Origin of the sequence: Catellatospora tritici, assembly GCF_019083965.1 — a bacterium.
Lineage (GTDB): Bacteria > Actinomycetota > Actinomycetes > Mycobacteriales > Micromonosporaceae > Catellatospora > Catellatospora tritici.
This window is the reverse complement of the sequence record NZ_JAHRCY010000030.1, coordinates 59,954-86,210: the sequence shown is the minus strand read 5'-3', so window position 1 is coordinate 86,210 and position 26,257 is coordinate 59,954. Positions and strand designations below refer to the sequence as shown.

Genomic DNA, 26,257 nt, shown 5'->3' with positions numbered 1-26,257 from the left:
CCCGTACCGTTGCGCCACGCGGGATCCGCCACCCCGGGCGTCCTCCTCGGGGAGAGGGCGCCCGGGACGTCGGGATCACTCGTTGCGGGCCGTCTCCGGGCCGGTGATCCGGCGCAGCAGCGGCAGCGTGGACCCGATGATCGCCAGCGATCCCACCAGCCCGGCCAGCACGGTGAGGTAGTAGCCGAGGCTGGGCGCGCGCAGGTCGTAGTGCATCTGCGCGGTCAGGAACAGCTGTGCCGACAGCAGCCCGGCGCCGATCGCGACCACGGCCACGACCACCAGCGGCACCGTGCTCTCCAGTGCGACCACCCGGCGCAGCGTCCGCAGCGGCACCCCGGACAGCCGCAGCAGGCTGAACGGGCGTTTGCGCTCGGACAGGCCGCCGACGATGCTCACCGCCAGGCTGCACCCGGCGATCGGCAGGCTGGCCAGGATGATCACGTTGGCGAGCTGTTTCCAGCCGGTGAGGGTGTTGGTGAAGTCGGCCTCGAAGTCGCCGGCGACCATCGGCGGGACCTCGTACTGCGGCAGGCCGACTTCCAGGATCGTGCGGGCCCGCTCGACGGCGGCGGTCGAGCCGTCCGTGCGCACGACCAGCGACATCAGCGGCAGTTGCGCGTACTGCTCCGGGGTGACGGTGGAGGCGGCCCAGACCGTGTCAGGTCCCCCGGCGTCAGGAAAGCCGATGAGGTCGCTCCAGACCTCGGCCACCACCGCGCCGGGCGCGCAGCGGCCGAAGACGGGATCGAGCTCGGCGCAGGAGATCACACCGGGCAGCGACCCGAAATCGTCGGGGCCCGAACCCGTCCGCTCGACCGGGTTGTGGCGCACCGTGATCATCCGGCCGACGCCCGGCACGTCCCGCAGCCGGGCCGAGATGGTCTCGGGCACCGTGGTCAGCGGGTCGCCGTCGTGGAAGTACACATGCATGCTTCCCGCGCTGGCGGTCGTGCCGTGCTTGGTGCCGCGCTCGGCCACGATCGTGGTGATGATCCCGACGGCGGTGCTGGTGACGAACAGGGCCAGCATCAGGCCGCTGACCGCGCGGAACGCGGCCTGCGGGTTGTCGGCCAGCCGCCGGGCGGCGATCAGCGTGGCGGGGCGGTTGGCCCGTCGGGCCAGCAGTCGTGCCCCGACCATGGTCAGGTACGGACCGGCGATCACGAGCCCCGCCATGATCACCAGAAGGCCGGGCAGGAACGCGGCCACCTGGCCCTGGGAGGTCTGCGGGCGGCGCCCGATGAAGTACGTCAGTTCGGCCAGGCCGAGCGCGAGCGGGATCAGCCGGTACGCCCGCGGCGGGCGCGGCGTGACCCGCCGGGTCACCCCGAGCGGGGAGATCCGCACCCGGCGCAGCGCCAACCGGGCCGCGACCGCGGCGGCCAGCGGCACGCCAAGCCCGACCAGCAACGCGTCGAGCCCGGTGACGGCGACCTCGTCGGGATAGAACCGCGAGCCGGTGAACGGGATGCTCGCCAGCGTGTCGTGGCCCAGGGCGTACAGCGCGAAGCCGAGCGCGGTGCCGATGAACGCGGCCGCGGTCGACTCGATCGCCGCGATCACCGAGACCTGGCGCGGGGTGGCGCCGACCAGCCGCATCGCGGCGAAACGCTGCTCGCGCCGGGCGGCGTTGAGCCGGGTCGCGGTGCCGATGAAGATCAGCACCGGGAACAGCAGACCGCCCGCGACGGTCGACAGGACCAGGTCGAGTCCGGCCGACCGGGCTCCGGGCGGCTCGGTGCCGATGCTGGTCACCTGCCCGGCGCCGAGGACCGCCAGTTCCTCGGGGGCGTGGCCGATGACGATGAGCATCGTGTCGGGGTCGGGGACCATGTCCCGGCCGATGGTGCCGACGAGGTGGCCCGGATAGCGGGCGCCCAACTGGTCGGCCGGAGTGGCGGCGAGCAGCTCGGCCAGCTTCGGGGAGGCGAAGTACTCGCCGGGGCCGGGCAGGCGCGGCAGGCCGGGCGGCACCGGCGCGGCCGGGCCGGTGGCGGCCACGTCGAGCCGTCCGATCAGCTTGGACTCGTGGAAGTCCTCGCGCAGCGCCCAGTACAGCGGGTCGACGCCCGCGACCGGGGCCGATTCGGTGGCACGCGTGGTCATCCAGCCGTATCGGGCGGTCTGCTTGTCGACGGCGTGCAGGCTCGCGACGGTGGCCAGCAGCAGGCCGGTGCCCAGGGCGACGGCGGCGGCGATGACGGCCAGCCGTACGAAGGCCTCCCGCCCGCCGGTGACGGCCAGGCGCAGTCCGAAGCGGATCATGCGGTGATCCGCTCCAGCTCGGTGGCGCGCCCGTCGCGGACGATCACCTCGCGGTCGGCGTACGCGGCGACCCTGGGCTCGTGGGTGACCAGGATGACCGTGGTCCCCTCCTCCCGGGCGGCCCCGACCAGCAGGTCGAGCACCTGCTCGCCGGTGAGCGAGTCCAGCGAACCGGTCGGCTCGTCGGCGAACACCACCTGCGGCCGGGTCACCATGCCGCGGGCCAGCGCGACCCGCTGAGCCTGGCCGCCGGACAGCTCGCCGGACCGGCGCCGCTCCAGCCCGTCCAGGCCGAGCCGGGCGAACCACGGGCGCGCCCGCTCCAGCGCGGCCTTGCGGCGTACGCCGCCGAGCAGCAGCGGCAGCGCGACGTTCTCCTCGGCGGTCAGTTCGGGCACCAACTGACCGAACTGGAACACGAAACCGAACCGCTCGCGCCGCAGCGTGCTGCGCTTCTCCTCGTTCAGGGTGTCGACCCGGACCCCGTCGAAGGACACCTCGCCGGTGGCGGGGACCAGGATGCCCGCCAGGCAGTGCAGCAGGGTCGTCTTGCCGGAGCCGCTGGGGCCGGTGACGGCGACGATCTCGCCGGGCGCGGCCCAGAAGTCGGCCCCGCGCAGGGCCGGGGTCTGGCCGAAGGACAGCTCCAGGCCGCGCGCCTCGATCAGGCGCCGGGCGGTCACGGCCGCACCGTCTTGGCGAGCAGGTCCAGCCGGGCCTTGGTGGTCTCGATCCAGCGCAGGTCGGCCTCCAGGTGGAACAGGCCGTGGTCGGCCAGCAGCACGTCGACCAGGTTGCCGGTGCGCTTGATCTCGGTGAGCTCGCGCATCCGCTGGATGTGGGCGGCGCGCTGGGTGTCCAGGTACTCCTCGGCCGGGCGCTCCAGCATGATCGCGAGCACGACCTTGGCGAACAGCACGGTCTGCAGATGCGGTTCGGGCTCGACCGGCTGGGTCAGCCAGGTCTCCACCTCGGTCGCGCCCAGGTCGGTGATGACGTAGCGCTTGCGGTCGGGGCCCTCACCGGGGCCGACCTCGCTGATGACGACCTTGCCGTCGCGGGCCAGGCGGCTCAGCGTCGAGTAGACCTGGCCGTAGGGCAGGGGTTTGCCGCGGCCGAAGTAGGCGTCGTAGTCGCGCTTGAGGTCGTAGCCGTGGCGGGGCTCGCGCTCGAGCAGACCGAGCAGGGTCAGGGGGACACTCATGCGGGTGAGCATACACCGGGTGTATACGCCGAGTGTATACACCCGGAGGCTAATCGCTTCGGGCAACGCGAAGGGCGCCTCCCTGTACCCGGGAAGGCGCCCTTGACCTGCTAACTCAACGACCGCGACGCGCGCTCACGACCGCCAGCCGCTCGCTGAGGATCTCTTCCAGCTCCTCGATCGAGCGCCGCTCCAGCAGCATGTCCCAGTGCGTACGCGGCGGCTTGGCCTTCTTCTGCTCCGGCTCGCTGCCGTCCATCAGCCGTGCCACACTGCCGTCGAACTTGCACTCCCACAGCGGCGGCACCTCGGCGTCCATCGCGAACGGCACCTCGAACCGGTGCCCGTTGGCGCACAGGAATTCACGCGTCTGACGCGGCGCGAGCTCGGTGTTGCGGTCCGACTCGTAGCTGACGGCACCCAGTCGGCTTCCCCGCAGCATCCGCTCGCCCATACCAACTCCTCACGCTCGACGCCCATCCTCGGACATTGTGTCCCGGTGAGCCAACGAGGCGCAGCGCGGTTTTGTTCCTCGCGCCACCCGAAGTTCAGGCACTGAACTTCGGGCGAACTCCACCGCCAGAATGCGGAACGGGGCCCCCGCGGCGGGCGGGGACCCCGTTCGGTTCAGGGAAATCAGCTGGTCGGGAAGTTGTCCGCGGTGCGGATGCGCGAGCGCATGAACAGACCCGAGTCCTGCAGGACCGAGGTGCCCGCGTACTGGCCGCCGGCGCAGGTGCCCGGCTTGAACGCGGCGCTGCTCTCACTGGCGTCGGAGTAGGTCCAGTTCGCGTAGCTGATCTTCAGCCGGTCCAGCGTGTCCAGCCACGCGGTGCTGCTGGACTGGTCGAACGCGCCGCCGCCGGTGTAGGTGACGGTGCCGAACTCGGTGACGAACATCGGCAGCGAGGCCGCCGCCCGCTCCAGCTCGGCGCGGTAGTTGTCCTTGTGCGAGGCCGCGTAGAAGTGGAACGTGTACATCACGTTCTGGGCGTTGACCTTGTTGTTGATGACCTCGGTGGCGTTGCCGCCCTCGGAGACGCCCAGCGACGACCAGCCGCGGGTGCCGACGATGACCACCGCGTCCGGGTCGGCCGCGCGGATCACCGGGATGACCTGCTCGGCGTAGTTCTTGATGGTCTGCCAGCTGACACCGTTGGGCTCGTTGGTGATCTCGTAGATCACGTTGTTCTTCGCCGCGTTGCGGGCCGCGACGGCCGCGAAGAACGTCTTGGCCCGGTCCAGGTTGTACGTCGGGTCACCCGGGGTCAGCGTGTGGAAGTCGATGAGGGCGTACATGCCCCGGGCCTGGGCCTTGTCGACCAGCGCGTTCACCTGGTTGGTGAAGGCGGTCGGGTTGGTCTCGTAGCCCTGCTCCTGCACGTACATCGCGATGCGCAGCAGGTCGGCGTTCCAGTCGTTGGCCAGCGCGTCCAACGAGGCGTCGTTGTAGCAGCTCGCGAACCACTGCAGGCCGTGCGTGCTCATGCCGCGCAGCTGGATCGCCTTGTTGTACTGGTTGCACAGGTTGACGCCGCAGACGTGCAGCTGGCCGTTGATCGCGACCGGCGTCGTCCCCGTGGGGGTGCTCGGCGAGGTCGACGGGGACGGCGAGGGCGACTTCGACGGCGAGGCCGAGGGCGACGGGGACGCCGAGCGGCTGGGCGAGGCCGACGGCGACGGAGAGGTGGTCGTCGAGCCGGTGCACAGCACGCCGTTCAGGGTGAACGACGTCGGGGTCGGGTTGGCGGTGCTCCAGCTGCCGTTGAAGCCGATGGTCGTCGAGGCGCCGGTGGCCAGCGCGCCGTTGTAGTCCATGCTGACCGCGGTGACGTTGGCACCGCTCTGGCTGTACGTGGCCGACCAGCCCTGCACGACCTTCTGGCCGCTGTCGGGGAAGGTCCACTTGAGCGTCCAGCTGCTGATGGCGTCGCCGAGGTTCTTGATGGCGACGTTGCCGGTGAAGCCACCGGCCCAGGTGTTGGCGGTGTACGTGACCTGGCAGCCGGTGGCCGCCATCGCGTGGACCGCCGGTAGGGCGGCGGTCACGCCCGCGGCGAGCGCGGCGACGGCACCTGCCGCCACCAGGCTGCGCCGGGAGGCGCGCGGGAGGAACTGCATGGGACTGGCCTTTCTGTTCTGTCCGGTGATCGGGAGTGGACGTTCCGGATGGAGCAGGCCCCGTCCAGGCCTGGCGCACGGGCAGTTGCGCGCAGGTTGGACGACATGGAGCGCCGCCACTTGGGCCGGGAGCGCTCCCACGGGACGGAGCTTAAGGCGCCGGTAACGCGTTCGCAATATCTCCATCCCTGACGACGCCTCAGGGCGGTGTCCGGCATGGAAGTTTCAGAACTCTTGCGGCGCAATGTCCGGCAGGCTCGGACCTTGACATGCCCATCGAAGGCCGTGAAACTTTGCCGAAACATGACAACGTTGTCCGCCGGCAAAGGAGCTGTCATGCCCTCCCCTTCGCCCAGGTCGCTCGCCGCGACCTCGGCCCTCGCCCTGGTCGCCTCGCTGCTCACTGCCGGGCTCGCCGCCGCGCCCGCGCACGCCGCCGTGCCCGCCGACCTGACCCCGCTGGTCAACCCGCTCATCGGCACCCAGAAAGAGGGCAACACCTTCCCCGGTGCGGCCCTGCCGTTCGGCATGGTGCAGCTCAGCCCGGACACGGGCTGGGGCACCGGGTACAACTACGACCAGACCAAGATCCGTGGTTTCTCGCACACCCACCTGTCCGGCGTCGGCTGCGGCTCGGCCACCGAGGTCTCGGTGATGCCCACCGTCGGCGCGGTCAACTCCAACGACCCCAACACCTACGGCCAGACCCTCAACCACGCCCAGGAGCAGGCCACCGCCGGGTTCTACCGGGTCGGCATGCCCAACGGGGTCACCGCCGAACTCACCGCGACCCTGCGCACCGGCTGGCACCGGTACACCTTCCCGGCCAGCACCCAGGCCAACGTCCTGTTCAACACCTCCGAGGTCAAGGGCGGCAACGGCGGCGCCAACAGCTCCTCGGTGTCCATCGTGAACAGCGACACCGTCGAGGGCTCGGTCACCGAGAGCGGCTTCTGCAGCAGCTCACCGGCGCACACCGTGTACTTCTCGGCGAAGTTCAGCCGCCCGTTCGCGTCGTTCGGCACCTGGTCGGGCGGCACGTTCACCAGCGGCAGTCGCGCCGCCACCGGCAGCGCCTCCACCGGCGGCTGGGTACGGTTCGACACCAGCACCGACCGGACGGTGACACTGAAGCTCGGGCTGTCGTACACGGGGATCGCGGGCGCGCGAACCAACCTCGCCGCCGAGACCACCTCGGCCGGGTTCAACTTCGACACGGTCAAGCAGTCCGCGCACGACACCTGGAACACCAAACTGCACAAGGCCGAGGTCGACGGGGGTACGGCCGACCGCCAGACTGCCTTCTACACCTCGCTCTACCACTCGTTGCTGCACCCGAACCTGTCCGGCGACACCGACGGCGCCTACCGGGGCTTCGACAACGTCGTGCGATCCGCCGCCGGGTACACGCCCTACCAGACGTTCTCGCTGTGGGACACCTACCGGGCCCAGAACCAGCTCGTCGCGCTGCTGGAACCGCAGGTGGCGCGCGACTACGCGCTGTCGCTGCTGGCCGTGGACCGCGAGCTGGGCTGGCTGCCGCGCTGGTCGCTCTACAACACCGAGACCAACACCATGACCGGCGACCCGGTCACCCCGTTCCTGGTCGACCTGTGGGCGCGCGGGCTGCTCAACGGGTACGAGGAGCAGTTCTACACCGCGCTGCGCAAGAACGCGACCGGCGTGCCCGGCACCGGCCTGGGCATCAACGCCCGCAACGGCAACGGCTACTACACCTCCATCGGCTACGTCCCCACCAGCGCCTCCTGCACCCCGACCCACCCGTTCGACCACGACTGCCAGTACCCGGCCTCGGCGACACTCGAGTACTCCGCCGCCGACGCCTCGCTGTCGCTGATGGCGCGGGCGCTGGGCCACACCACCGACGCCGACATGCTCGCCGCCCGGGGGCTGAACTACCGCAACCTGTTCGACTCCTCGATCGGCTTCTTCCGGCCGCGCAACGCGGGCGGCACCTGGCAGGGGTCGTACAGCCCGACCGACGGGGCGCACATGTTCCACGAGGCCGGGGCCTACCAGTACCAGTGGCTGGTGCCGCAGGACCCGGACGGCCTGGTGTCACTGCTGGGCGGCAAGACCGCCGCCAACGCGCGGCTGGACCAGTTCTTCGCCTACAGCGGGCTGCTGACCGACCCCTCGGGCACCGCCCGCACCAAGTGGGTCAACGGCGCCTACGACTACTACAGCTTCATGACCTACAACCCGAACAACGAGCCGGACCTGCTGGCGCCGTACACGTACCTGTGGACGGGGCAGCCGTACAAGACGGCGACGGTGGTGCGCTCGGCGTTCACGCTGTTCTCCAACGCCCCCAACGGCGTCACCGGCAACGACGACCTGGGCACCATGTCGGCCTGGTACGTCTTCTCCTCGCTCGGCCTCTACCCGCTGATGAACGGCGCCAACTTCTACGGCGTCACCACCCCGCAGTTCCCGTACGCCAAGGTCACCATCGGCTCGTACGGCACCCAGCAGGGCGGCACGCTGACCATCAACGCCCCCGGCGTCACCGACACCAACCGGTACATCGCCACGGCCGCCCGCAACGGTGGCGCGTTCACCAGGACGTGGCTGTCGCAGGCCGACCTCGCCAAGGGCGCCACGCTCGACTACACCGTCAGCGGCACCCCCGGCACCTGGGGCACCGGCGCGAACGACGCCCCGCCGTCGGTCGTACACGTGAACCCGCCCGCGCCTGGCACCAACCTGGCCCTGAACCGGCCCGCCACCGGCTCGACCGCCTGCGCGAGCACCGAGGGCCCCGACAAGGCCGTCAACGGCAGCGTGACCGGCGGCAACACCGACAAGTTCTGCTCGCTGACCGGCCCGAGCTGGCTACAGGTCGACCTCGGGTCCAACCAGCAGGTCGGCAGCTTCGTCATCCGGCACGCGGGTGCGGGCGGCGAGTCCGCCGACTACGACACCAAGGCGTTCACCGTCCAGCTGTCCACCGACGGCGCCAACTGGTCCACGCCGGTGACCGTGACCGGCGCCAACAGCGGCGTCACCACCCACAACATCGCCACGGCGACGGCCCGCTACGTGAAACTCAACGTCAGCGCGCCGACGCAGACCACCGACGTCGCGACCCGGATCTACGAGTTCGAGGTGTACGCCCCGACGGCCGGTCTGGTGAACCTCGCCCTCAACAAGCCCGCTACCGGCACCACCGCGTGCGCGGCCAACGAGGGCCCGGAGAAGGCGGTCAACGGCACCGTCAGCGGCGGCAACTCCGACAAGTTCTGCTCCGGGGTGGCCGGCGCCTGGCTCCGGGTCGACCTGGGCTCGGTCCGCAACATCAGCCGGTTCGAGCTCGCGCACGCCGAGGCGGGCGGCGAGGCCGCCAACCTCAACACGAAGGCGTACACGATCGACGTGTCGACCGACGGCACCACCTGGACACCGATCGTGTCGGTCACCAACAACACGGCCGCCAACACCGCCCACCAGGTGACCGCGTCCGGCCGGTACGTCCGCCTCACGGTGCAGACCCCGACCCAGACCACCGACGGCGCGACCCGCGTCTACGAGCTGCGGGTCCTCGGCTGATGCGCGATGCCCCGGCGGGTGCCGCCGGCGCATCACGCATTCGGGGTCACACCTCATACGGTGTAGCAACACCGTATGAGGTGTGACCCCGACAGCGACTACTTCTTCTGCCCGACCGCTCGCGGGCCGTGACGCCGCGGGCCCGCGACAGGCGGCCCGCGGCGTCCCCCGTTTCAGCCCGCGAAGACGGTGAAGCCCGCCCGCAGCAGCTCGGCCTCGCGCGAGGACGGGCCCACGAGCAGCTCGAACGCGCCCGGCTCGACGACCCGGCGCCCGGCTGAGTCGACCAGCGTGCAGGCCGCGGCGGGCAGCTCCAGCTCGACCGTCCGCGCCTCGCCGGGGGCGAGCACGACCTGCCGGAAGGTCTTCAGCTCCTTCTCGGCCCAGGTCACGGACGTGATCGTGTCGGTGATGTACACCTGGACGGTCTCGGTGACCGGGCGGGCGCCACTGTTGCGCACGACGACCTTGGCCCGCACCGTGTCCTCCGGGCGTACCTCCGGGGTGAGCACGTGCAGGTCGGCGTACTCCACGGTGCTGTAGCTCAGGCCCTCGCCGAACACGAACGCCGGAGCCTGGGTGAGGTCGGCGTAGCGGGTGCCGTGCTGACCCCGGATCTGGTTGTAGTACGTCGGCTGCTGACCGGCGTGACGGGCGAACGAGATCGGCAGGCGGCCGGTCGGCTCGACCAGGCCCAGCGCCAGCTCGGCGATCGCCTGGCCGCCGCGCATGCCCGGGTTGAACGCGTACACGATCGCGGCGGCGTTGTGCGCCGACGGCGGCAGCACCAGCGGCTTGGAGCTGACCAGCACCACGACCAGCGGCTTGCCGGTGGCGGCGAGCGCGTCCAGCAGCGCCACCTGCCCGCCGACCAGCTCCAGCGTCGCGGTCGACTTCGTCTCGCCGACCAGCTCGATCCGGTCGCCGACCACGGCCACGACATAGTCGGCGGCCTGCGCGGCCGCGACCGCCTCGGCGATCAGTGCCGCGTCGGGCGCGGCCGGGACGGCGATGTCGGGGCGGGGCTGGCCGTCCGGGAAGTACGGGCCCTCCGGGTCCGGCCCGGTGGTCAGGATCTCGGCGCCCCGGGCGTGGGTGACGGTCCAGTCGGCGGGCACGTGCGCGCGGAACCCGTCCAGCACCGTCGAGATCATCTCGCGCGGGTGGCCGTCGGGCAGCCACTCGGCCTGGCCGGAGGCGCCCGCCCAGTCGCCGAGGGTGGTGTGCGGGTCGTCGGCGTTCGGGCCGATCACCGCGACGGTGCGAGCGGTGCCGTCACCGGCCGCACGACCGGCGGCGTCGGCGCTGAACCCGCCCGCCAGCGGCAGCGTGCCGTCGTTGCGCAGCAGCACCAGCGACCGGCGCGCCACCTCCAGGTTCAGTTCGGTGTGCGCGGCGCTCGCGATCACCTCGGCCTGGCGGGCCGGGTCGGGCAGGCGCGGGTTCTCGAACAGGCCAAGGTCGAACTTGAGGGTGAGGATGCGGCTGACCGCCGCGTCCAGGTCGGCCTCCTCCAGCATCCCCTTGGCCACCGCGTCCTGGGCGCCCTCGAAGAAGTCGGGCGTGGTCATCACCATGTCGTTGCCCGCGCGCACCGCCAGCGCCGCCGCCTCGGTGTGGTCGGCGGCGACCTTCTGCTCCCACACCATCCGACCGACGTTGTCCCAGTCGGTCACCAGCGTCCCCGTGTAGCCCCACTCGCCGCGCAGCACCTCGTTGAGCAGCCAGTTGTTGATGGTGATCGGCACCCCGTCCATGGACTGGTAGCCGAGCATGAAGGTGCGGCAGCCCTCGCGGGCGACCCGCTCGAACGGCGGCAGGAACCACGAGCGCAGCTTGCGCCGCGAGATGTCGGCCTCGCTGGCGTCGCGCCCGCCCTGGGTCTCCGAGTAACCAGCGAAGTGCTTGGCGCAGGCCAGGATCGCGGTCGGGTCGTTCAGGCCGTCGCCCTGGTAGCCGCGCACCATCGCCGAGGCCAGCTCGCCGATGAGGAACGGGTCCTCGCCGAAGGTCTCACTGACCCGACCCCAGCGCAGGTCGCGGGCGATGCACAGCACCGGGGAGAAGGTCCAGTGGATGCCGGTGGCGGCGACCTCGACGGCGGTCGCGCGGGCGACCCGCGCCACCAACTCGGGATCCCAGGTGGCGGCCATGCCGAGCTGGGTCGGGAAGATGGTGGCGCCGATCCAGAACGAGTGGCCGTGGATGCAGTCCTCGGCGACCAGCAGCGGAATGCCCAGGCGCGAGGCGGCCGCCAGCTTGGTGGCCTCGCGGACGTGGTCGGGCGACGCGTGCAGGATGGAGCCGATGTGCAGGTCCTCGACGATGCGGCGGACGCCGTCGCGAGCGGCCAGTTGCAGCATCTGCCCGGCCTTTTCCGCCAGGGTCATCCGCCCCAGCAGGTCGGCGACGCGTTCGGCGGTGGGCAGGGTGGGGTCGAGGTAGGGCAGCGGGGAGTTCACGGGTAGGTCCTTTCATGAAACGCCCCAAGCGGGCGTTCCCAGCGCACGGTCCACGGCAGCCCCCGCCCGCGTCGCCGGGAGAGCGCTCTCCGGACACTATAGCCACATCCGGCGACCTACCGTCACCCCCGCCGACGCGCTGTCACCCGCCCGATCGGCCCCAGCCCAGCGCGGCACGCAGCTGCGCCCGCCCGGTGACACCCAGCTTCGCATAGCTGCTGTGCAGGTGATTCTCCACCGTACGCACCGACAGCACCAGTCGCGTGGCGATCTCCGGATTGGACAATCCCTCGGCGGCCAGCGCGGCCACTTCGCGCTCCCGCGGACTCAGCCCGGACGGCGCCGACTGCGGGCCCCAGGGCAGCGCCGTCACTCCGCCCGCCAGCAGGCGGTCCCGCCGTCGCGCCGCCGCGGCGGTCGACTTCCGGGACGCCGGGTCGTGGCCGCGCGCCGCATGATCGGCGGCCTCGGCGGCCAGCCCCAGCGCGCCGACCTCGGCGTAGGAGTCGCTCACCGCCACCAGTTCGGCGGCGGATCCGGCGGCCAGCGCCCGCACGAACGCGGCGTGCGCCGCGTAGACCCCCGCCAGCGCGGGCAGCCGGTCCAGCAGCGCGGCGGCGCGGCCCGGGTCGTCGGTGCGGGCCAGCAGCAGCGCGATCTCCACCGCGACGGCGTACGCGGCGCAGCCCGCCTGGTCCTCGAACAGGTCGAGCAGGTCGGCCGAGGCCGGTGCGCCCGCGCAGGCGTGGACGAACGCCCCGGCCCGCCGCTCGTCGACGGCGACGTACGGCATCGAGCCGCTCTCGCGGATGTCCGTGGCGGCGCGCAGCACGCTGAACGCGGCGTCGATGCGTCCCAGCGCCGCCTCGGCCATGGCAAGCTGGCAGGCCAGCCAGTGCCGTACCCCCGGCGGCACGCCCGGTGCCGCGTCCCGCGCGCTCCGCAGCAGGCGTGCCGCCCCCGGATAGTCGCCCCGGTAGGCGCGCACCGCCCCCGCCGCGGCCGTGCCCAGACAGGACGCGACCGGCCAGCGGGCCGACTCACCCCAGCCGATCAGCGCGTCGGCCAGCGCCGCGGCCTCGTCGGGCCGACCGGCCGCCAGCAGCGAGCCGATCATGCCGAAGCGCAGCGACAGCAGCACCTCGGCGGGCATCCCGGCCCGGTCGTGGTGGCGCAGCAGCGCCAGCCCCTCGGCCACCATGCCGAGCTGGTAGTAGGCGCCCGCGAGCTGGTGGATGGCGTATCCGGCCGGGCCCGCCAGGTCGAGGTCGGCCAGCAGCGGGTCGGCGGCGCAGGCGTCGACCGCGGCGGCGTACTGGCGGCGCAGCACGGCCAGTTGCACCGCCACGAACGGGTCCGGCCGCTCCCGCTCCAGGAACGCGATGGCCAGATCGTCGCGGCGCAGCCCGCGCACCAGGTTGCTCACCCGCGCCCCGATCAGCTCCGGCCGCCCCGGGTACGCCATCACCGCCGCCGCCAGCACCTGCTCGGCCTCGTCCCAGCGCTGCCGCAGCAGCAGCGCTCGGGCCAGCAGCTCGGCCCGGCGTGGGCTGTCGGCGGTGACCGCACGGGCCAGCCGCTCGGCCAGCGGGCCGTCCAGCCGCGACAGCGCCTCGTCGGCACCTGCCAGCAGTTCCTCGTCGGGGGCGGTGTCGGCGGCGTCCAGCCGCAGGATCACCCGGCGCAGCAGGTGTCCCGGCCCGGTCAGCCGGTCGGCCAGCGACCGCCGCAGCCGCCGCAGGGTCACCGGCGTGGCGCCGTCGAGCAGCACCTCCCCGTACAGCGGGTGCGGCAGGGTCAGCTGGTCGCCCGCGTGGCTGGCGTGCAGCCAGCCGCGCTCGCACATGGACTCCACCAGCGCCGGGTCGGTGACAGCGGCGACCGCGTCGGCGTCGGCGGGCTCGGCGAGCGCGACCAGTTGGAGCACCTCGCGTTCGGCCCGGGTCGCCCCGGCCAGCCGTTCGATCAGCACCCGGGTGACGCCGCCGCGCCGCTGCCCCTCGGCCCACCGCCACCGGCCGTCCGGGTCGCGGCGCAGGGTGGCGTCGGCCAGTGCCGAGCGCACCAGCTCCGCGCAGGCCAGGGCGTTGCCGCCGCTGAGCCGGTGCAGGGCGGCGGTCGCGGCCGGATCGAGCGGGCCGCCGATGATCCCCGCCGCGAGCCGGCCGACCCCGGGCGGATCGAGGGCGTCGAGGTGTATGACGGGTCGCAGCCGGTCCAGCCCGCCGGGCACCGGCTCACCCGCCCGCAGCACGAGGACCAGACGCAGCGACGGTTCGCGAGCCAGTTCGTGCACCAGCGCGGCCGAGCCGTCGTCGAGCAGGTGCGCGTCGTCCACGACGACCGCCGACGCGACTCCGGCGAGCAGTCCGAGCAGCCGCCGCATGATCACCGCGGGTAGTGCGTGCGGGCCGGGCCAGGCGCCGTGCGGGCCCGGGTCGTCGAGGTAGCGGGCGAACGCGCCGAACGGGATGGCCGCGGCGGCCCGGGTCGCGACGATCCATTCGGCGCGCCCGTCGACCAGCGCGCGGGCCAGGTGGGTCTTACCCACCCCGGCCGCCCCGACCAGGGTCACTCCCCCGGCCTGGGCCAGGTGCGCCCGTGCGCGGACCAGCTCCGTACCGCGTCCGGCCACCGCCGGACCGATCACGGAGAGATCACGCACGCGGGCGAATCTACCTCCTACACAGCGTCGGTTACGCACCCGGCAGGTGCGGGACCACGATGTTCGCGATCGCGATCGCGCCGCCCTTCGGGTCGCCGCCGTGCGCCCGCACGTCAAGCATGAAGACGTGGAACAGGTCGGCCTCGGTCAGCCGTACCGTGAGCTGTCCGGATGTGTCGAAGTAGACCGCCTCCTGACCCAACCCGGACACCCGCTGCCCGCGAGCCTTGGTCATGTCGAACATGGTCCTGGCGTTCGGCTGGAACTGGATGATCATTTTGCCGATGCCGTCGGCCTGCTCGTAGTCGCACACCGCCACGTTGTCCGACCAGCTGGCAGTGGCCTTCGCGATCCCGCTGAAGCCGGTGATACGCACCGCGTCGGCGACGCTCAGCAGGCCGCACAGCTGCTCCGGGGTCACCTGCGCGTTGTTGGCGGCCGGGGCGGGGCTGGCCGCGGCGGAGGTGGCGGCGGGAGGGTTGGCCGCGGGGGCCGCCGGATCGTCGGTGGGGCCGCAGCCGGCAAGGGCCACGGTCAGCAGGGTGATGGCGAGCAGCGATTTCCTCATGCTGCCGAGGATCGGCGCGGTTGAGTACGTACGCCTGAGTGGTCACCACTCAGATCGCGTTGTCCGCAAGACGACGCTATGCTGAGCCCCGACGATTGGCAACGTTGTCAAACTCCATTGACAAGCATGAATAATAACTCCAGGCTGGACGGAAAGCACCCGTATCGGCGGCCCCCACACCGCCACCTCCCCCGTCCCGGAGGTATCCGTGCCATCCGTCCCCCGCCTCGCCACCCGCCTCGCGGCGCTCCTGGCCGCGCTCCTGTCCCTGGCTTTCCTGCCCGCGCCCGCCGAGGCCGCCGTCACCAGCCGTCCGATCCGGATCATGCCGCTCGGCGACTCGATCACCTGGGGCGTCGGCAGCCCCAGCACCTCCAGCTACCGCGCCGCGCTGTGGCAGCGCCTGGTCAACCAGGCCGGATACGCCGTCGACTTCGTCGGCTCGCAGCAGTCGGGCAGCCTGCCCGACACCGACAACGAGGGCCACTCCGGCTGGCGCATCGACCAGATCGCCGCCAGCGCCACCGGCTGGCTCAACACCTACCAGCCCGACGTGGTGCTGCTGCACATCGGCACCAACGACATGAACCAGAACTACGACGTCGCCAACGCGCCCGCCCGGCTGGGCTCGCTCATCGACCAGATCCTGGCCGCCCGACCCACCGCGACCGTGCTGATCGCCAAGATCGTGCCCGCGCTGGACGCGACCATCCAGGCCCGGATCAACACGTTCAACGCGGCGGTGCCCGGCATCGTGGCCGCACGCGGGGCACGGGCCAAGCTCGTCGACCTGTCCGTGCTCGGCTCGGCCGACCTGGCCGACACCCTGCACCCCAACGACGCCGGGTACGCCCGGATGGCGGTGCGCTGGTACAGCGGGCTGGAGTCGGTGCTCGGCGACGGACGCGACCATCCGCTGCTGTCGACCGCGTTCGAGGCCACCGACACCGCTCCCACCTGGCGCGACAGCATCGCCGCGGCGATCAACGTGGGCGGCTACTGCTGCGCGCTGACGGCGATGGAGGCGTCGACCCGGGCCGAGCTGGCGCACAGCGGGGCCGGGGCGCTGATGTACTCCGGATCGGACAACTCGGCGACGCAGTCGTACTCGTACGCCCGGATCTTCGCCGCCGACACCCCGCTGACCTCGCGCAGCGTGCTGTCGTACTGGATCTACCCGCAGCAGGCCAACGGCACCTTCGTGGGCGTCGACCTGCAGTTCAGCGACGGTTCCGCGCTGCGCGACACCAGCGCCGTGGACCAGTACGGCGTACGCGCCCACCCGCAGTTCCAAGGCGAGGGCGGCCATCTGGTCGTCAACCAGTGGAACCTGGTCCGGATCAACCTCGGCGGCCTGGCCGGACGCACCGTTACCCGCGTCGACCTCGGCTTCGACCGACCCACTGGCACCGGCACCTTCCGCGGCTACCTCGACGACCTGAGCCTGTCCGACGAGGGCGGCACCTTCCCCGGTAGCGACCTGGCCCTGGGCAAGCCCACCACCGGCAGCGCCGCGTGCGTGGCGGCCGAGGCACCGGCCAAGGCCACCGACGGCGTGGTCAGCGGCAACAGCAAGTGGTGCAGCGGCGTCGCGGGCGCCTCGCTACAGGTCGACCTCGGGTCGGTGCGCACCGTGCGCCGGTTCGTGATCCGCCACGCCTCGGCGGGCGGCGAAGCCCTGGCCCTGAACACGAAGGCGTTCCGGATCGAAGGCAGCAGCGACGGCGGCACCTGGACCACGCTGGTCACCGTCACAGCCAACGCCGACGGCGTGACCACGCATCCGGTCAACGCCACGGCCCGCTACGTCCGCCTGGTCGTGCAGACCCCGTCTCAGACCACCGACGCGGTCACCCGGGTCTACTCGTTCGAGGTCGCGGGCGCCTGACCCATCCCGCCCCGCTCGCCACCCCGCCCCGCTCGCCGCCGGTGGGTGGCGAGCGGGGCCACACTGCCCCAAGATCGGTGCAGTTTCAGGGAAAGTGCGGGAATCTTGGCCCCGTTTCGTGCAGTTTCCCCGAAACTGCACCGATCTTGCCGCCGCCCGACGCCCCGGCGGCGCCCGGCACTCCCCGGCACTCCCAGGCACTGCCCGGCACTCATCGGGGACGCCGGGGCAGCGGGAGATGGGCGGGCGCGAAGAAGGGCCCCTTCTACATCGCGAAGCGATAAGAAGGGGCCCTTCCTTACCTCAGGGGCAGCGGGAGGGTCAGCTGCCGGTGATGGTGAACTGGGAACCGGGCTGGATGAGGATGTTGCCGTCGGCGGAGTTGGTGATCGTGACGTTGGTCAGCGTCGCGTTGCCGCGTGCGCCGCTCATCGCCAGGATGCCCGCGCCGTTGTTCGACTTGTCGATCTTCACATTGGTGATGACCACGTTCGGCATGCTGCCGCCGCCGGTCTTGAACTGGATGCCGTCATACGTGGAGTCGTAGATGTCGGTGTCCTTGATGACGGCGCCGATGATGTCCTTGCCCGACGCGAACAGCGTGATCGCGCCGAACTCCTGGGCCTCGTTCCAGAACACGCCGCCGCCCCGGTAGATCCCGTTGTTGGAGATCGTCGTCGTCCCCGAGAACGGGAGCGGGCTGTGGTCGGTCGCCAGCATGATCGCCGGGTAGTTCATCGTGTCGTAGATGAGGTTGTTCTCGATCGCGTTGCCGTAACCGCCGTAGATCGCGGCGCCGTTGGCACGCCAGGGCAGCGCGATCGTGTTGTTGGTGAAGTGGTTGTCGTGCGCGATGTCGACGTTCTGGTCCTTCACGAACGGGTTGGCCCACACCGCGAGCGAGTCGTCACCGGTGGTCCGGAAGGACGAGTTGAACACGCGGGAGTTGCGGGTGCCGTTGGAGAAGTTGATGCCGTCGGCGAACGTGTCCCGGATGCGCATGCCGCTGAAGTCCAGGTTGTTGCCCGGGTTCCAGTAGGCGGGCGTGTCCGAGTAGTCGCGGCCGACCCAGGCGCCGACGTTGACGTGCTCGATCCAGATGTTGGTGAGCTTCGAGTTCTGACCGAACCGGCCGTTGAGGCCGTGGCCCCGGTTGGCGCGGTTGGTGGTCATACCGAAGATGGCCAGGTCCGAGATCTGGGTGTTGGTCTCGAGTTCGAAGCCGACGTTGCCCTCGTGCGGGTGGTTGATGTTGCCGACCACGTTCTGCGGCTCGGTGTTGGTGTACAGCTTCGTGTACCACATGCCCGCGCCACGGATGACCGCGTTGCTGATGCCCTTCTGGTTGTACTGACCGCGGGTCGGGTCAGGCGACAGGATCTTCTGCTCCTGACGCCACTGACCGGCCGGGATCCAGACGCAGCTGATCACGCCGTTCTCGTCGTCGGTGACGGCCCGCTGGATCGCCGCGGTGTCGTCGACGCCGTCGTTGGCCACCGCGCCGTACGCCGTGATCGAGGTGCACTCGGCGGGCTTGGTGAGCTGCGGGGCGACCTGCTCGAGATCGATGAGGTCGATGATGTAGAACGACGCGTTGTCACCGCTGTCGCGCTGCAGCTTGAACCGCGTACCCGCGGGGTACGAGGTGGACAGCAGCGCCTGCGACTCGTCGAACAGGCGCCGAGCGTTGGCCTGGGGCGTGTTCGACAGCGACTCGGTGTCGTCGGTGGTGCCGTACAGCCAGCTGTTGCGCGACGAGAACGTGAGCTTCTGCACGAAGACGTCGTTGGCGTAGAGGCTGATGGTGTAGTCCTGGCCGCCGCCGGAGGCGGAGTCCGGGACCGAGTTGCGCACCACGATCGAGTTGGTCTGCACGGTCGAGGTGATCTGCACGAACTGACCCTGGCTGTCCAGGCGCACCGACTGACGGCCCGAGGACTCGGTGCCGAAGTTGGTGTGCCCGAAGGTGCGCAGCGGGTCGGCGGTCAGCAGGGTGCCCTGGTAGGTGCCCGCCTCGGCCTCGTACGTGGTGAACGGGGTGGCGGCGCCGCGGCCCACCACGATCGCCTGGGACAGCGAGTTGTTCGTCTCGTTGGTCTCGGCGACGGTGTTGGTGGCGTCGGCGGTGGCGGTGATGGTCGCCCCGCCGCTGGTCGCGGTCCAGGTGCCGGTGATCGCGACGGTGGCCGTGGCCCCCGCGGCGATGGTGCCGGTGCTGGTGTTCAGCGTGGTGGAGCCGACGACCACGCGGGTGGTCGAGGCGCCCGCCGGGTCGATGCCCCGGTTCTTGACCTGGACGGTGAAGCTGACCGCCGCGCCCACGGCCGGGTTGGCCGGGGTGGTGGAGATGCCGACGACCTGCAGGTCCGGGCCGGGGGCCTGGGTGACGGTCAGCGGCGAGGCGGCGTTGCCGGTGTTGTTGGCCTCGCTCTTCTCGATCACCGTGTTGGACGGGTCGACCTTGGCCGACAGCGCGAAGCTGCCCTGCGGCAGGTTGCCGATCGCGATCGAGATCGGCAGCGAGCTGCCCGCCCCGATCGGGCCGACGTTGGCGGTCGTCTTGAGCACGCCGTCGAGGTAGAAGTTGAGCGTGGTCGCGGTCGAGGCCAGCTCACCGATGTTGCTGACGGTGGCGCTCAGCGTGACGTTGCTGGCCTCGGTCGGCGCCGAGGGGCTGAACGACACGTTGCCGACGGACAGGTCGGCGTTGGGCGCCGGGGTGCCGCAGACCTCGAACTCCGCCACCTGGCCCGAGGGGGCGCCGTTGTTGGAGGCGATCTTCAGCTGCACGTCGGCGGTGGTCGCCGACACCGGGATGTTCACCACGTTGTTGCCCTGCGTGAACTGGTAGTTCGCGGCGGCCTTGATCGTGGTGTAGGTGGTGGCGGCCTGGTCGCGGCCGAGGACCTCGATGTTCTGGGTACGGGTGCCCCACGCCGGGTCCGGGTTCAGCTTCACGTTCACCTGCGTGACGCTGTGGTTGGCGCCCAGCGCCACGGTCAGCGTCGCGGGCAGGCCCGCACCCTCCCAGTAGGTGGTGAGGTTGCCGTCGACGGCGTTGGCCGGGACGAACGTGAACGTCGAACCGTTGGCGGTCGCGGTCTTGCCCGCGGCCACGTTGGTGCAGCCCGGCTGCTGGGTGCCGGTCCGGGTCACCGTGGCGCTGTTGGCGGACAGGTTGCCCGCGACGTCACGCGCCCTGAGGTAGTACGACACCGTCGCGGTCGCGGGCTGGGTGTCCTGCCACGAGGTGACCGTGCCGACGGTGGTGACGAGGGAGCCGTCGCGGTAGACGTCGTACCCGGCCAGGCCGGAGCCGGAGTCGGTCGAGGCGGTCCAGGTCAGCGTGATGGTGCTGCCCGAGGTGCTGACGGCCAGGTTGGTCGGGGCCGACGGGGCGGTCACGTCACCGTTGCGGGTGACGGTGTTGCCCGCCGCCGACACGTTGCCCGCGACGTCGCGCGCCTTGACGTAGTACGACACGTTCGCCGTCAGCGGCTGGGTGTCGCTCCACGTGGTGACCAGACCGACGGTGGTGGCCAGGGCGTTGTTGCGGTAGATCTCGTACCCGCTCATGCCGCTGCCGCCCGCGTTGTCGGTCGAGGCGCCCCAGTTCAGGGTGAGCGTCGTGCCCGAGCCGGACAGGCTGAGCGTGCCGGGCACGCTCGGCGCGGTGGTGTCGGTGCTGGTCCCGGTGCGGGTGACGGTGTTGCCCGCCGCCGACACGTTGCCCGCGACGTCGCGTGCCTTCACGTAGTACGACACCGTCGCCGAGGTCGGCTGGGTGTCGGCCCACGTGGTGACCAGGCCGACGGTGGTGGCCAGGGCACCGTTGCGGTAGATCTCGTAACCGGCCATGCCGCTGCCACCGCTGTTGTCGGTCGACGCGCCCCAGTTCAGGGTGATGGTCGTGCCGGAGGTGGTGTAGCTCAGGGTGCCGGGCACGCTCGGGGCGGTGGTGTCGGTGCCCGCGCCGGGGCCGTACACCTCCAGCTCCGACAGCTGGCCCGCGGGCCAGGCGCTGTTGGCGGTGAAGTTGATCCGCACGTACCGGGTGCCGGTCTGGGTGAAGTTGATCGTCACCGAGTTGCTCGCCACGGCCGGGTCGAACGTGTACGTGGCCGAGGCGACCAGGTTGGTGAAGCTCGACCCGGTGGTGCTGCCCTGCACGGACAGCGTCTGGGTGCGGGTGCCCCAACCGGCTGGGATCTTCAGCACGACCTTGTTGACCGTGGTGGTGGCGCCGAGGTCGACGGTCACCCACTGCGGCCACGCGTTGTTGACGCTCTCCCAGTAAGAGGCCTGGTTGCCGTCGACCGTGTTGCCCGAGCCGTAGACGTCGGCGTGGCCGCTCTCGGTGGTGGGGCGGCCCTGGGCCAGGTTGGTCGAGCCGCCGGCGACGCCGTACACCTCCAGCTCGGACAGCTGCGCGGCCGCCCAGCCGGTGTTGGCGCTGACGCTCACGCGCACGTAGCGGACCGAGGCGGCGGTGAAGTTGATGGTCACCGAGTTGGTGCCCGCGGTGAAGACGTAACCCGCGGAGGCCTTCAGGTCACTGAACGTCGAGCCGTTGGTGCTGCCCTGGACCGCGAGGGTCTGGGTGCGGGTGCCCCAGCTCGTGGGCAGCTTCAGCACCACCTGGTCGACGCTGGTCGCGGCGCCGAGGTCGAGCTGCGCCCACTGCGGCAGCGAGCCGCTGCTCTCCCAGTAGGTCGCCTGGTTGCCGTCGTTGAGGTTGCCGGGGGTGTACGCGGCGTTGCTGGAGCTGGCGCTGGCGGTCTTGCCGAGGGAGAGATTGGGGCCGCCGGCGGCCTGGGCCACGCCGGCCCATACGCCGGAGGCGACCAGCACGGCCGCGGCCGTGGCCGTGGCCGCCACCGCCCTGATCGGATTGATTCGTCTCATCACGGTCCTTGTCGCTGAGGGGACGTATCCGCGTATGGCGGAAGACCACCAACGCGGGGGCAGGACCGGCACGAAGCCGGTGAGCCGCGACGGCGAGCGGAACCGGGCGGTTGGTGCGTCATGTGCTGCCTGGACAGGTGCCGTCCCGACTACTTGCACATGTGGACGACAAAAACATGCATGTCTTTGTCGAAATCTTGCACTGTGTTGAGGCCAACGTTACAGACGTGCTACCGGCGCGTCAACATTCCAGGCACATCGATTGCGCCGAACGGCCAGCCGTCCCTGCTCAATGGACGCAAGGCGGGTTAGAGTCGGCCAATGCTCGCCCGCGCCTGGGGTCTGACCCGCTCGCTCGCCATGTACCACGGCATCCCGGGCCGACACCGGCGCATGCGCCGCTTCTACTCCGGATTCCTCGCCCCCGGCGATCTCGCCTTCGACATCGGCGCCCACGTCGGCAGCCGGGTGCGGCCCTGGCGCCGCCTCGGCGCGCGGGTGCTCGCGATCGAACCGCAGCCGGACTGCCTGCGGGTGCTGCGCCTGATGTTCGGCCGCGACCCCGGCGTCACCGTGCTGCCGGTCGCGGTCGGCGCGCAAGCCGGGCACGCCGCGCTGGCCCTGTCCTCGGCCACCCCGACCGTCTCCACGCTGTCGCGCGACTGGATCGACACCGTCACCGCCGACGACAGCTTCGCCCGAGTCCACTGGGACCGCACCATCGAGGTTCCGGTGACCACCCTCGACGAGCTGATCGCCGCGCACGGCGAGCCCGCCTTCTGCAAGATCGATGTGGAGGGTTTCGAGGCCGACGTGCTGCGCGGCCTGAGCCGCCCGCTGCGCGCCCTGTCCTTCGAGTACCTGCCCCAGGCCCACGACGCCATGCTCACCGCGCTCGACCTGGTCGAACGCCTCGGCGCCCAGGCCGACGGGTACCGCTACAACTACGCCCCCGTCGAGACGATGCGCTTCGCGGCCGACGAGTGGCTCGATGCCGCCGGGCTGCTGCGGCTGCTCGACCGCTATCGCCCACTGAACCGATCCGGCGACGTCTACGCCCGCCTGCGCTGACCGCGTGTCGCGTGCCTGCCACCGCGCCGCGCCCCACCGCGTCGCACCGCGCCCCACCGCGTCGCACCGCGCGGACCGCGTCGCGCGAGCGGGCCGGGCGGGGCGGGCCGGGGCGGGGCGGGGCGGGGCGTTAGTGCAGTTTCGGGGAAAGTGTTGGAATCTTGGCGCGCTTTCGTGCAGTTTCCCCGAAACTGCAGCGATCTTGCGGCTACGCTCGCCCGCGCGCGGCGCCCGCGGAGCGCGCGGCGCCCGCGGAGCGCGCGGCGCCCGCGGAGCGCGCGGCCCTGACCGGGGCCGCCGCCGGGCGGCGGCGCCACAGCCAGATCACGTCGCGGCCGAACGACTCGGTGAGCAGTCCCAGTGCCCCGACCAGTGCCAACAGCACCAGCGCCCGGGGCAGCACATCGGCGGCCGCGATGCCCAGCACGATGCCCTGGATCGCCGCCACGACCTTGCGCCAGTATCGCGGGAACAGCTGCCCGCGCAGCCACGCCAGCACCCAGCTCGCGGCGACGTACGCGTAGCGCATCGCGCCGATGCACAGCACCCACGCCCCGTAGACCGGGGCCGCGTACACGCTGAGCACCGCGATCAGCCAGGCGTCGGTCTCCATGTCGAAGCGGGCGCCGAAGGCCGAGTCCGTGCCGGTGCGCCGAGCCACCTGCCCGTCGACCGCGTCGAGCACCAGCGCCACCACGGTCAACGCCAGCAGCGGCACCACCGGCACGGGGCGGGCCAGCGACTCGGCGGTCAGCGCGGTCACGCCGCCGACCAGCACCGCCCGGGACAGGGTGACCACGTCGGCCGGTCCGAAGGCGAGCGTGCCCGTGTTCTGCATGGCCCGGCCGAGCAGCACGCACAGCGCCAGCGCGTACGCCAGGCCGAAGCTCCAGCCGGGCGCGCCCAGACCCACTCCCGCCTCCAGCACCGCCAGCAGCACGAGTTGGCCGAGCAGACCCGCCAGCGGACCTGGGATCACCTGCGGCGGCACCGCACCTCCGTATAGGGTTCCACTCCGACCAGTGCGAAAGGGGGTGTTGATGGCATCCTACGCGCGCGCGTACTGGATCACCGGGCCCGGCGCGGCCGAGATCCGCGACGTGCCACTGCCCGCGCCCGGCCCCGACGACGTGCTGGTACGCACGCTCCACACCGGCGTCAGCCGCGGCACCGAGACGCTGGTCTACACCGGACACGTGCCCGAGAGCCAGTACTCGGTCATGCGCGCCCCGTTCCAGGACGGCGACTTCCCCGCCCCGGTGAAGTACGGCTACCTCAGCGTGGGCGTCGTCGAGCAGGGCCCCGACGAGCTGCGCGGACACACCGTCTTCTGCCTGTACCCGCACCAGACCCGATACGTCGTACCGGCCGCCGCCGTGGTGCCGGTCCCGGCGGGCGTGCCCGCGCGGCGGGCCGTGCTGGCGGGCACCGTCGAGACCGCCGTCAACGCGCTGTGGGACGCCGCGCCGCTGGTCGGCGACCGGATCAGCGTCGTCGGCGCGGGCATGGTCGGCTGCTGCGTGGCCGCCGTCGCCGCCCACATCCCCGGGGTGTCGGTGCAGCTGGTCGACCCCGACCCGGCCCGCGCCGAGACGGCGGCCGCGCTCGGCGTCGCATACGTTCCGCCCGAGCGGGCCACGGGCGGCCGTGACCTGGTCTTCCACGCCAGCGCCACCGCCCCGGGGCTCCAGACCAGCCTCGACCTGCTCGCCCCCGAGGGCACCGTGATCGAGCTGAGCTGGTACGGCGACCGCGAGGTCCATCTCCAGCTCGGCGGGGCGTTCCACTCCCGTCGGCTGGCCATCCGCGCCAGCCAGGTCGGCACGGTCTCCCCCGCCCGCGCCGCCCGCCGCGGCTTCACCGACCGGCTGGCGCTCGCCCTCGACCTGCTGCGCGATCCGGCCTTCGACGCGCTCTGCACCGGCGAGTCGCCGTTCGCGCTGCTGCCGGAGGTCATGGCGCAGCTGGCCGCGGGGACCCGCCCGGCCCTGTGCCACGTCATCACCTACGACGGAGAGTGATCCCTTGTTCAGCGTCACCGTCCGCGACCACATGATGGTCGCCCACAGCTTCCGGGGCGAGGTGTTCGGCCCCGCCCAGGCCCTGCACGGCGCGACGTTCCTGGTGGACGCCACGTTCCGCCGGGCCGCGCTGGACGCCGACGGGATCGTCGTCGACATCGCCGCCGCCGCCCGCGAGCTGAACGCGGTGCTGGCCGCGTTCCACCTGCGCAACCTCGACGACGACCCGGCGCTGACGGGCCGCAACACCACCACCGAGGTGCTGGCCCAGGTCGTCGCCGACCGCCTGGTCGAGCGGGTGCACGCGGGCGCGTTCGGACCGGGGGCGAAGGAACTGGCCGGGATCGCGGTCACCCTGCACGAGTCGCACGTCGCCTGGGCCTGCTACGAGCGCGGCCTGTGACCCCTGCCGGGACAGCCACCTCCGGCGCCCCCACTGCCCGCACCGTTCACGTCGTCCTGCCCGGTGGCGTGGACGATCCGGCCAACCCCAGCGGCGGCAACCACTACGACCGGCGCGTCTGCGACGGACTCACCGCCTCGGGCTGGACCGTGCGCGAGCACGCCGTGACCGGGACCTGGCCGCACCCCGGTCGCGACGCTGCCGCCGAACTTGCCGCGACGCTGGCCGCGCTACCCGCCGACGCGCTCGTGCTGGCCGACGGGCTGGTCGCGCTCGGGGCTCCGGAGGCCGTCGCCGCCCGCCGTGCGATCGTGCTGGCGCACATGGTGTTCGGCGACGCCGATCCCGGGGTTGCCCCGGCCGAGCGGACGACGCTGCGGGCAGCGGCCGCCGTGGTCACCACCAGCTCCTGGTGCCGCACGCGGCTGATCGACCGGTACGGCCTGCGCCCTGACCTCGTCCACTTCGCCTCCCCCGGCGTGGACGCCGCCCAGCTCGTCCCCGGCGGCATCGGCGGCGACCGGCTGCTGTGCCTGGCCGCCGTCGCCCCGCACAAGGGCCACGATGTGCTCGTCACGGCCCTGTCCGAACTCGCCGGGCTGGACTGGCACTGCTGCTGCGTCGGCCCGACCGACCGCGACCCCGGCTTCGTCCGACGACTGCGCCACGCGGCCGCACCCCTGGCCGACCGGTTCGTCCTGCTCGGACCGCGGACCGGCCCCGCCCTGGACGAGATCTGGGCCCGGACGGACCTGCTGGTGCTGGCCACCCGCGGCGAGTCGTACGGGATGGTCGTCGCCGAGGCGCTGGCGCGGGGCATTCCGGTGCTGGCCACCGAGGTGCAGGGCCTGCCCGAGGCGCTCGGCCACGCCCCCGACGGCAGCCTGCCCGGACTGCTGGTGCCCCCCGAGGACCCGGTCGCGTTCGCGGCCGCGCTGCGGCGCTGGCTGACCGAACCCGACCTGCGTACGGCCCTGCGCCGGGCCGCCCTCGCGCGCCGGAGCACACTGACCGGATGGGACCGTACGACCGCCGAGATCGGTGGCGTGCTGGCGTCACTGGTCGCCGATCGGCCGCCCGGCGCCCGGTGAACTGTGTATAACGTCGAGAA

16 protein-coding genes are annotated in these 26,257 nt (G+C 71.7%); 6 read left to right on the top strand and 10 right to left on the bottom strand.

What is annotated here, in order from left to right; translation table 11 throughout:
• Positions 1 to 75: 75 nt before the first annotated feature.
• From KUA19_RS38085 to KUA19_RS38065, 5 genes are all read right to left on the bottom strand, one after another.
• Positions 76 to 2,268 carry an FtsX-like permease family protein gene (locus KUA19_RS38085; RefSeq protein ID WP_217404144.1) on the bottom strand — a complete coding sequence of 731 codons (2,193 nt, stop codon included), beginning with the start codon at positions 2,266 to 2,268 and terminating at the stop codon, positions 76 to 78.
• Entirely contained in the window at positions 2,265 to 2,951 is a 687-nt protein-coding gene (locus KUA19_RS38080; RefSeq protein ID WP_308167878.1) for an ABC transporter ATP-binding protein, read from the bottom strand. Before KUA19_RS38080 ends, KUA19_RS38085 begins: the two co-directional genes overlap by 4 nt.
• Positions 2,948 to 3,472, bottom strand: coding sequence for a PadR family transcriptional regulator (locus KUA19_RS38075; RefSeq protein ID WP_217404142.1), 525 nt, complete (start codon positions 3,470 to 3,472; stop codon positions 2,948 to 2,950). The genes KUA19_RS38080 and KUA19_RS38075 overlap by 4 nt, the downstream gene beginning before the upstream one ends.
• 115 nt (positions 3,473 to 3,587) lie before the next feature.
• Complete coding sequence (locus tag KUA19_RS38070; RefSeq protein WP_217404141.1) at positions 3,588 to 3,926, bottom strand: RNA polymerase-binding protein RbpA; 339 nt, start codon at positions 3,924 to 3,926, stop codon at positions 3,588 to 3,590.
• A 182-nt stretch (positions 3,927 to 4,108) separates the two neighbouring features.
• Positions 4,109 to 5,593: a cellulase family glycosylhydrolase gene (locus KUA19_RS38065; protein WP_217404139.1), complete on the bottom strand. Its 1,485-nt coding sequence runs from the start codon at positions 5,591 to 5,593 to the stop codon at positions 4,109 to 4,111.
• A 336-nt stretch (positions 5,594 to 5,929) separates the two neighbouring features.
• On the opposite strand from KUA19_RS38065, the gene KUA19_RS38060 reads away from it, so the two are divergent.
• Entirely contained in the window at positions 5,930 to 9,163 is a 3,234-nt protein-coding gene (locus KUA19_RS38060; protein ID WP_217404137.1) for a GH92 family glycosyl hydrolase, read from the top strand.
• Positions 9,164 to 9,336: 173 nt separating this feature from the next.
• Here KUA19_RS38060 and KUA19_RS38055 read toward each other — a convergent pair whose 3' ends face one another.
• The 3 genes from KUA19_RS38055 to KUA19_RS38045 all read right to left on the bottom strand — a co-directional run bounded on the left by KUA19_RS38055 (position 9,337) and on the right by KUA19_RS38045 (position 14,858).
• Entirely contained in the window at positions 9,337 to 11,625 is a 2,289-nt protein-coding gene (locus tag KUA19_RS38055; RefSeq protein WP_217404135.1) for an exo-beta-d-1,3/1,6-glucosidase, read from the bottom strand.
• A gap of 142 nt (positions 11,626 to 11,767) precedes the next feature.
• Complete coding sequence (locus KUA19_RS44815) at positions 11,768 to 14,290, bottom strand: LuxR family transcriptional regulator (RefSeq protein ID WP_217404133.1); 2,523 nt, start codon at positions 14,288 to 14,290, stop codon at positions 11,768 to 11,770.
• Between the two features lie 31 nt (positions 14,291 to 14,321).
• A complete protein-coding gene (locus KUA19_RS38045; RefSeq protein ID WP_217404131.1) occupies positions 14,322 to 14,858 on the bottom strand; it encodes a DUF3558 family protein in 537 nt (178 codons plus the stop codon).
• 208 nt (positions 14,859 to 15,066) lie between these two features.
• Here KUA19_RS38045 and KUA19_RS38040 point away from each other — a divergent pair, with 208 nt between their 5' ends.
• Positions 15,067 to 16,746: a GDSL-type esterase/lipase family protein gene (locus KUA19_RS38040; protein ID WP_217404129.1), complete on the top strand. Its 1,680-nt coding sequence runs from the start codon at positions 15,067 to 15,069 to the stop codon at positions 16,744 to 16,746.
• Positions 16,747 to 17,067: 321 nt separating this feature from the next.
• Here KUA19_RS38040 and KUA19_RS38035 read toward each other — a convergent pair whose 3' ends face one another.
• A complete protein-coding gene (locus tag KUA19_RS38035; protein ID WP_217404127.1) occupies positions 17,068 to 21,651 on the bottom strand; it encodes a galactose-binding domain-containing protein in 4,584 nt (1,527 codons plus the stop codon).
• Between the two features lie 321 nt (positions 21,652 to 21,972).
• On the opposite strand from KUA19_RS38035, the gene KUA19_RS38030 reads away from it, so the two are divergent.
• Complete coding sequence (locus KUA19_RS38030; protein ID WP_217404125.1) at positions 21,973 to 22,722, top strand: FkbM family methyltransferase; 750 nt, start codon at positions 21,973 to 21,975, stop codon at positions 22,720 to 22,722.
• A gap of 208 nt (positions 22,723 to 22,930) precedes the next feature.
• On the opposite strand, the gene KUA19_RS38025 is transcribed toward KUA19_RS38030, so the two are convergent.
• Positions 22,931 to 23,713, bottom strand: a complete 783-nt coding sequence (locus tag KUA19_RS38025; protein ID WP_217404124.1) for a CDP-alcohol phosphatidyltransferase family protein — start codon at positions 23,711 to 23,713, stop codon at positions 22,931 to 22,933.
• A 49-nt stretch (positions 23,714 to 23,762) separates the two neighbouring features.
• On the opposite strand from KUA19_RS38025, the gene KUA19_RS38020 reads away from it, so the two are divergent.
• The 3 genes from KUA19_RS38020 to KUA19_RS38010 are packed head-to-tail and all read left to right on the top strand — an operon-like array spanning position 23,763 to position 26,237.
• Positions 23,763 to 24,743: a zinc-dependent alcohol dehydrogenase gene (locus KUA19_RS38020; protein ID WP_217404122.1), complete on the top strand. Its 981-nt coding sequence runs from the start codon at positions 23,763 to 23,765 to the stop codon at positions 24,741 to 24,743.
• A gap of 4 nt (positions 24,744 to 24,747) precedes the next feature.
• Entirely contained in the window at positions 24,748 to 25,146 is a 399-nt protein-coding gene (locus tag KUA19_RS38015) for a 6-pyruvoyl trahydropterin synthase family protein (RefSeq protein ID WP_217404120.1), read from the top strand.
• Positions 25,143 to 26,237: a glycosyltransferase family 4 protein gene (locus tag KUA19_RS38010; RefSeq protein ID WP_217404119.1), complete on the top strand. Its 1,095-nt coding sequence runs from the start codon at positions 25,143 to 25,145 to the stop codon at positions 26,235 to 26,237. Before KUA19_RS38015 ends, KUA19_RS38010 begins: the two co-directional genes overlap by 4 nt.
• The last annotated feature ends 20 nt before the right edge of the window (positions 26,238 to 26,257 follow it).

Excerpts from the sequence above, each read along its gene's own strand:
- KUA19_RS38085 (WP_217404144.1), bottom strand. The coding sequence starts at position 2,268 with ATGATCCGCTTCGGACTGCGCCTGGCCGTCACCGGCGGGCGGGAGGCC.
- KUA19_RS38075 (WP_217404142.1), bottom strand. The coding sequence starts at position 3,472 with ATGAGTGTCCCCCTGACCCTGCTCGGTCTGCTCGAGCGCGAGCCCCGC.
- KUA19_RS38070 (WP_217404141.1), bottom strand. The coding sequence starts at position 3,926 with ATGGGCGAGCGGATGCTGCGGGGAAGCCGACTGGGTGCCGTCAGCTAC.
- KUA19_RS38065 (WP_217404139.1), bottom strand. The coding sequence starts at position 5,593 with ATGCAGTTCCTCCCGCGCGCCTCCCGGCGCAGCCTGGTGGCGGCAGGT.
- KUA19_RS38060 (WP_217404137.1), top strand. The coding sequence starts at position 5,930 with ATGCCCTCCCCTTCGCCCAGGTCGCTCGCCGCGACCTCGGCCCTCGCC.
- KUA19_RS38045 (WP_217404131.1), bottom strand. The coding sequence starts at position 14,858 with ATGAGGAAATCGCTGCTCGCCATCACCCTGCTGACCGTGGCCCTTGCC.
- KUA19_RS38035 (WP_217404127.1), bottom strand. The coding sequence starts at position 21,651 with ATGAGACGAATCAATCCGATCAGGGCGGTGGCGGCCACGGCCACGGCC.
- KUA19_RS38030 (WP_217404125.1), top strand. The coding sequence starts at position 21,973 with ATGCTCGCCCGCGCCTGGGGTCTGACCCGCTCGCTCGCCATGTACCAC.
- KUA19_RS38020 (WP_217404122.1), top strand. The coding sequence starts at position 23,763 with ATGGCATCCTACGCGCGCGCGTACTGGATCACCGGGCCCGGCGCGGCC.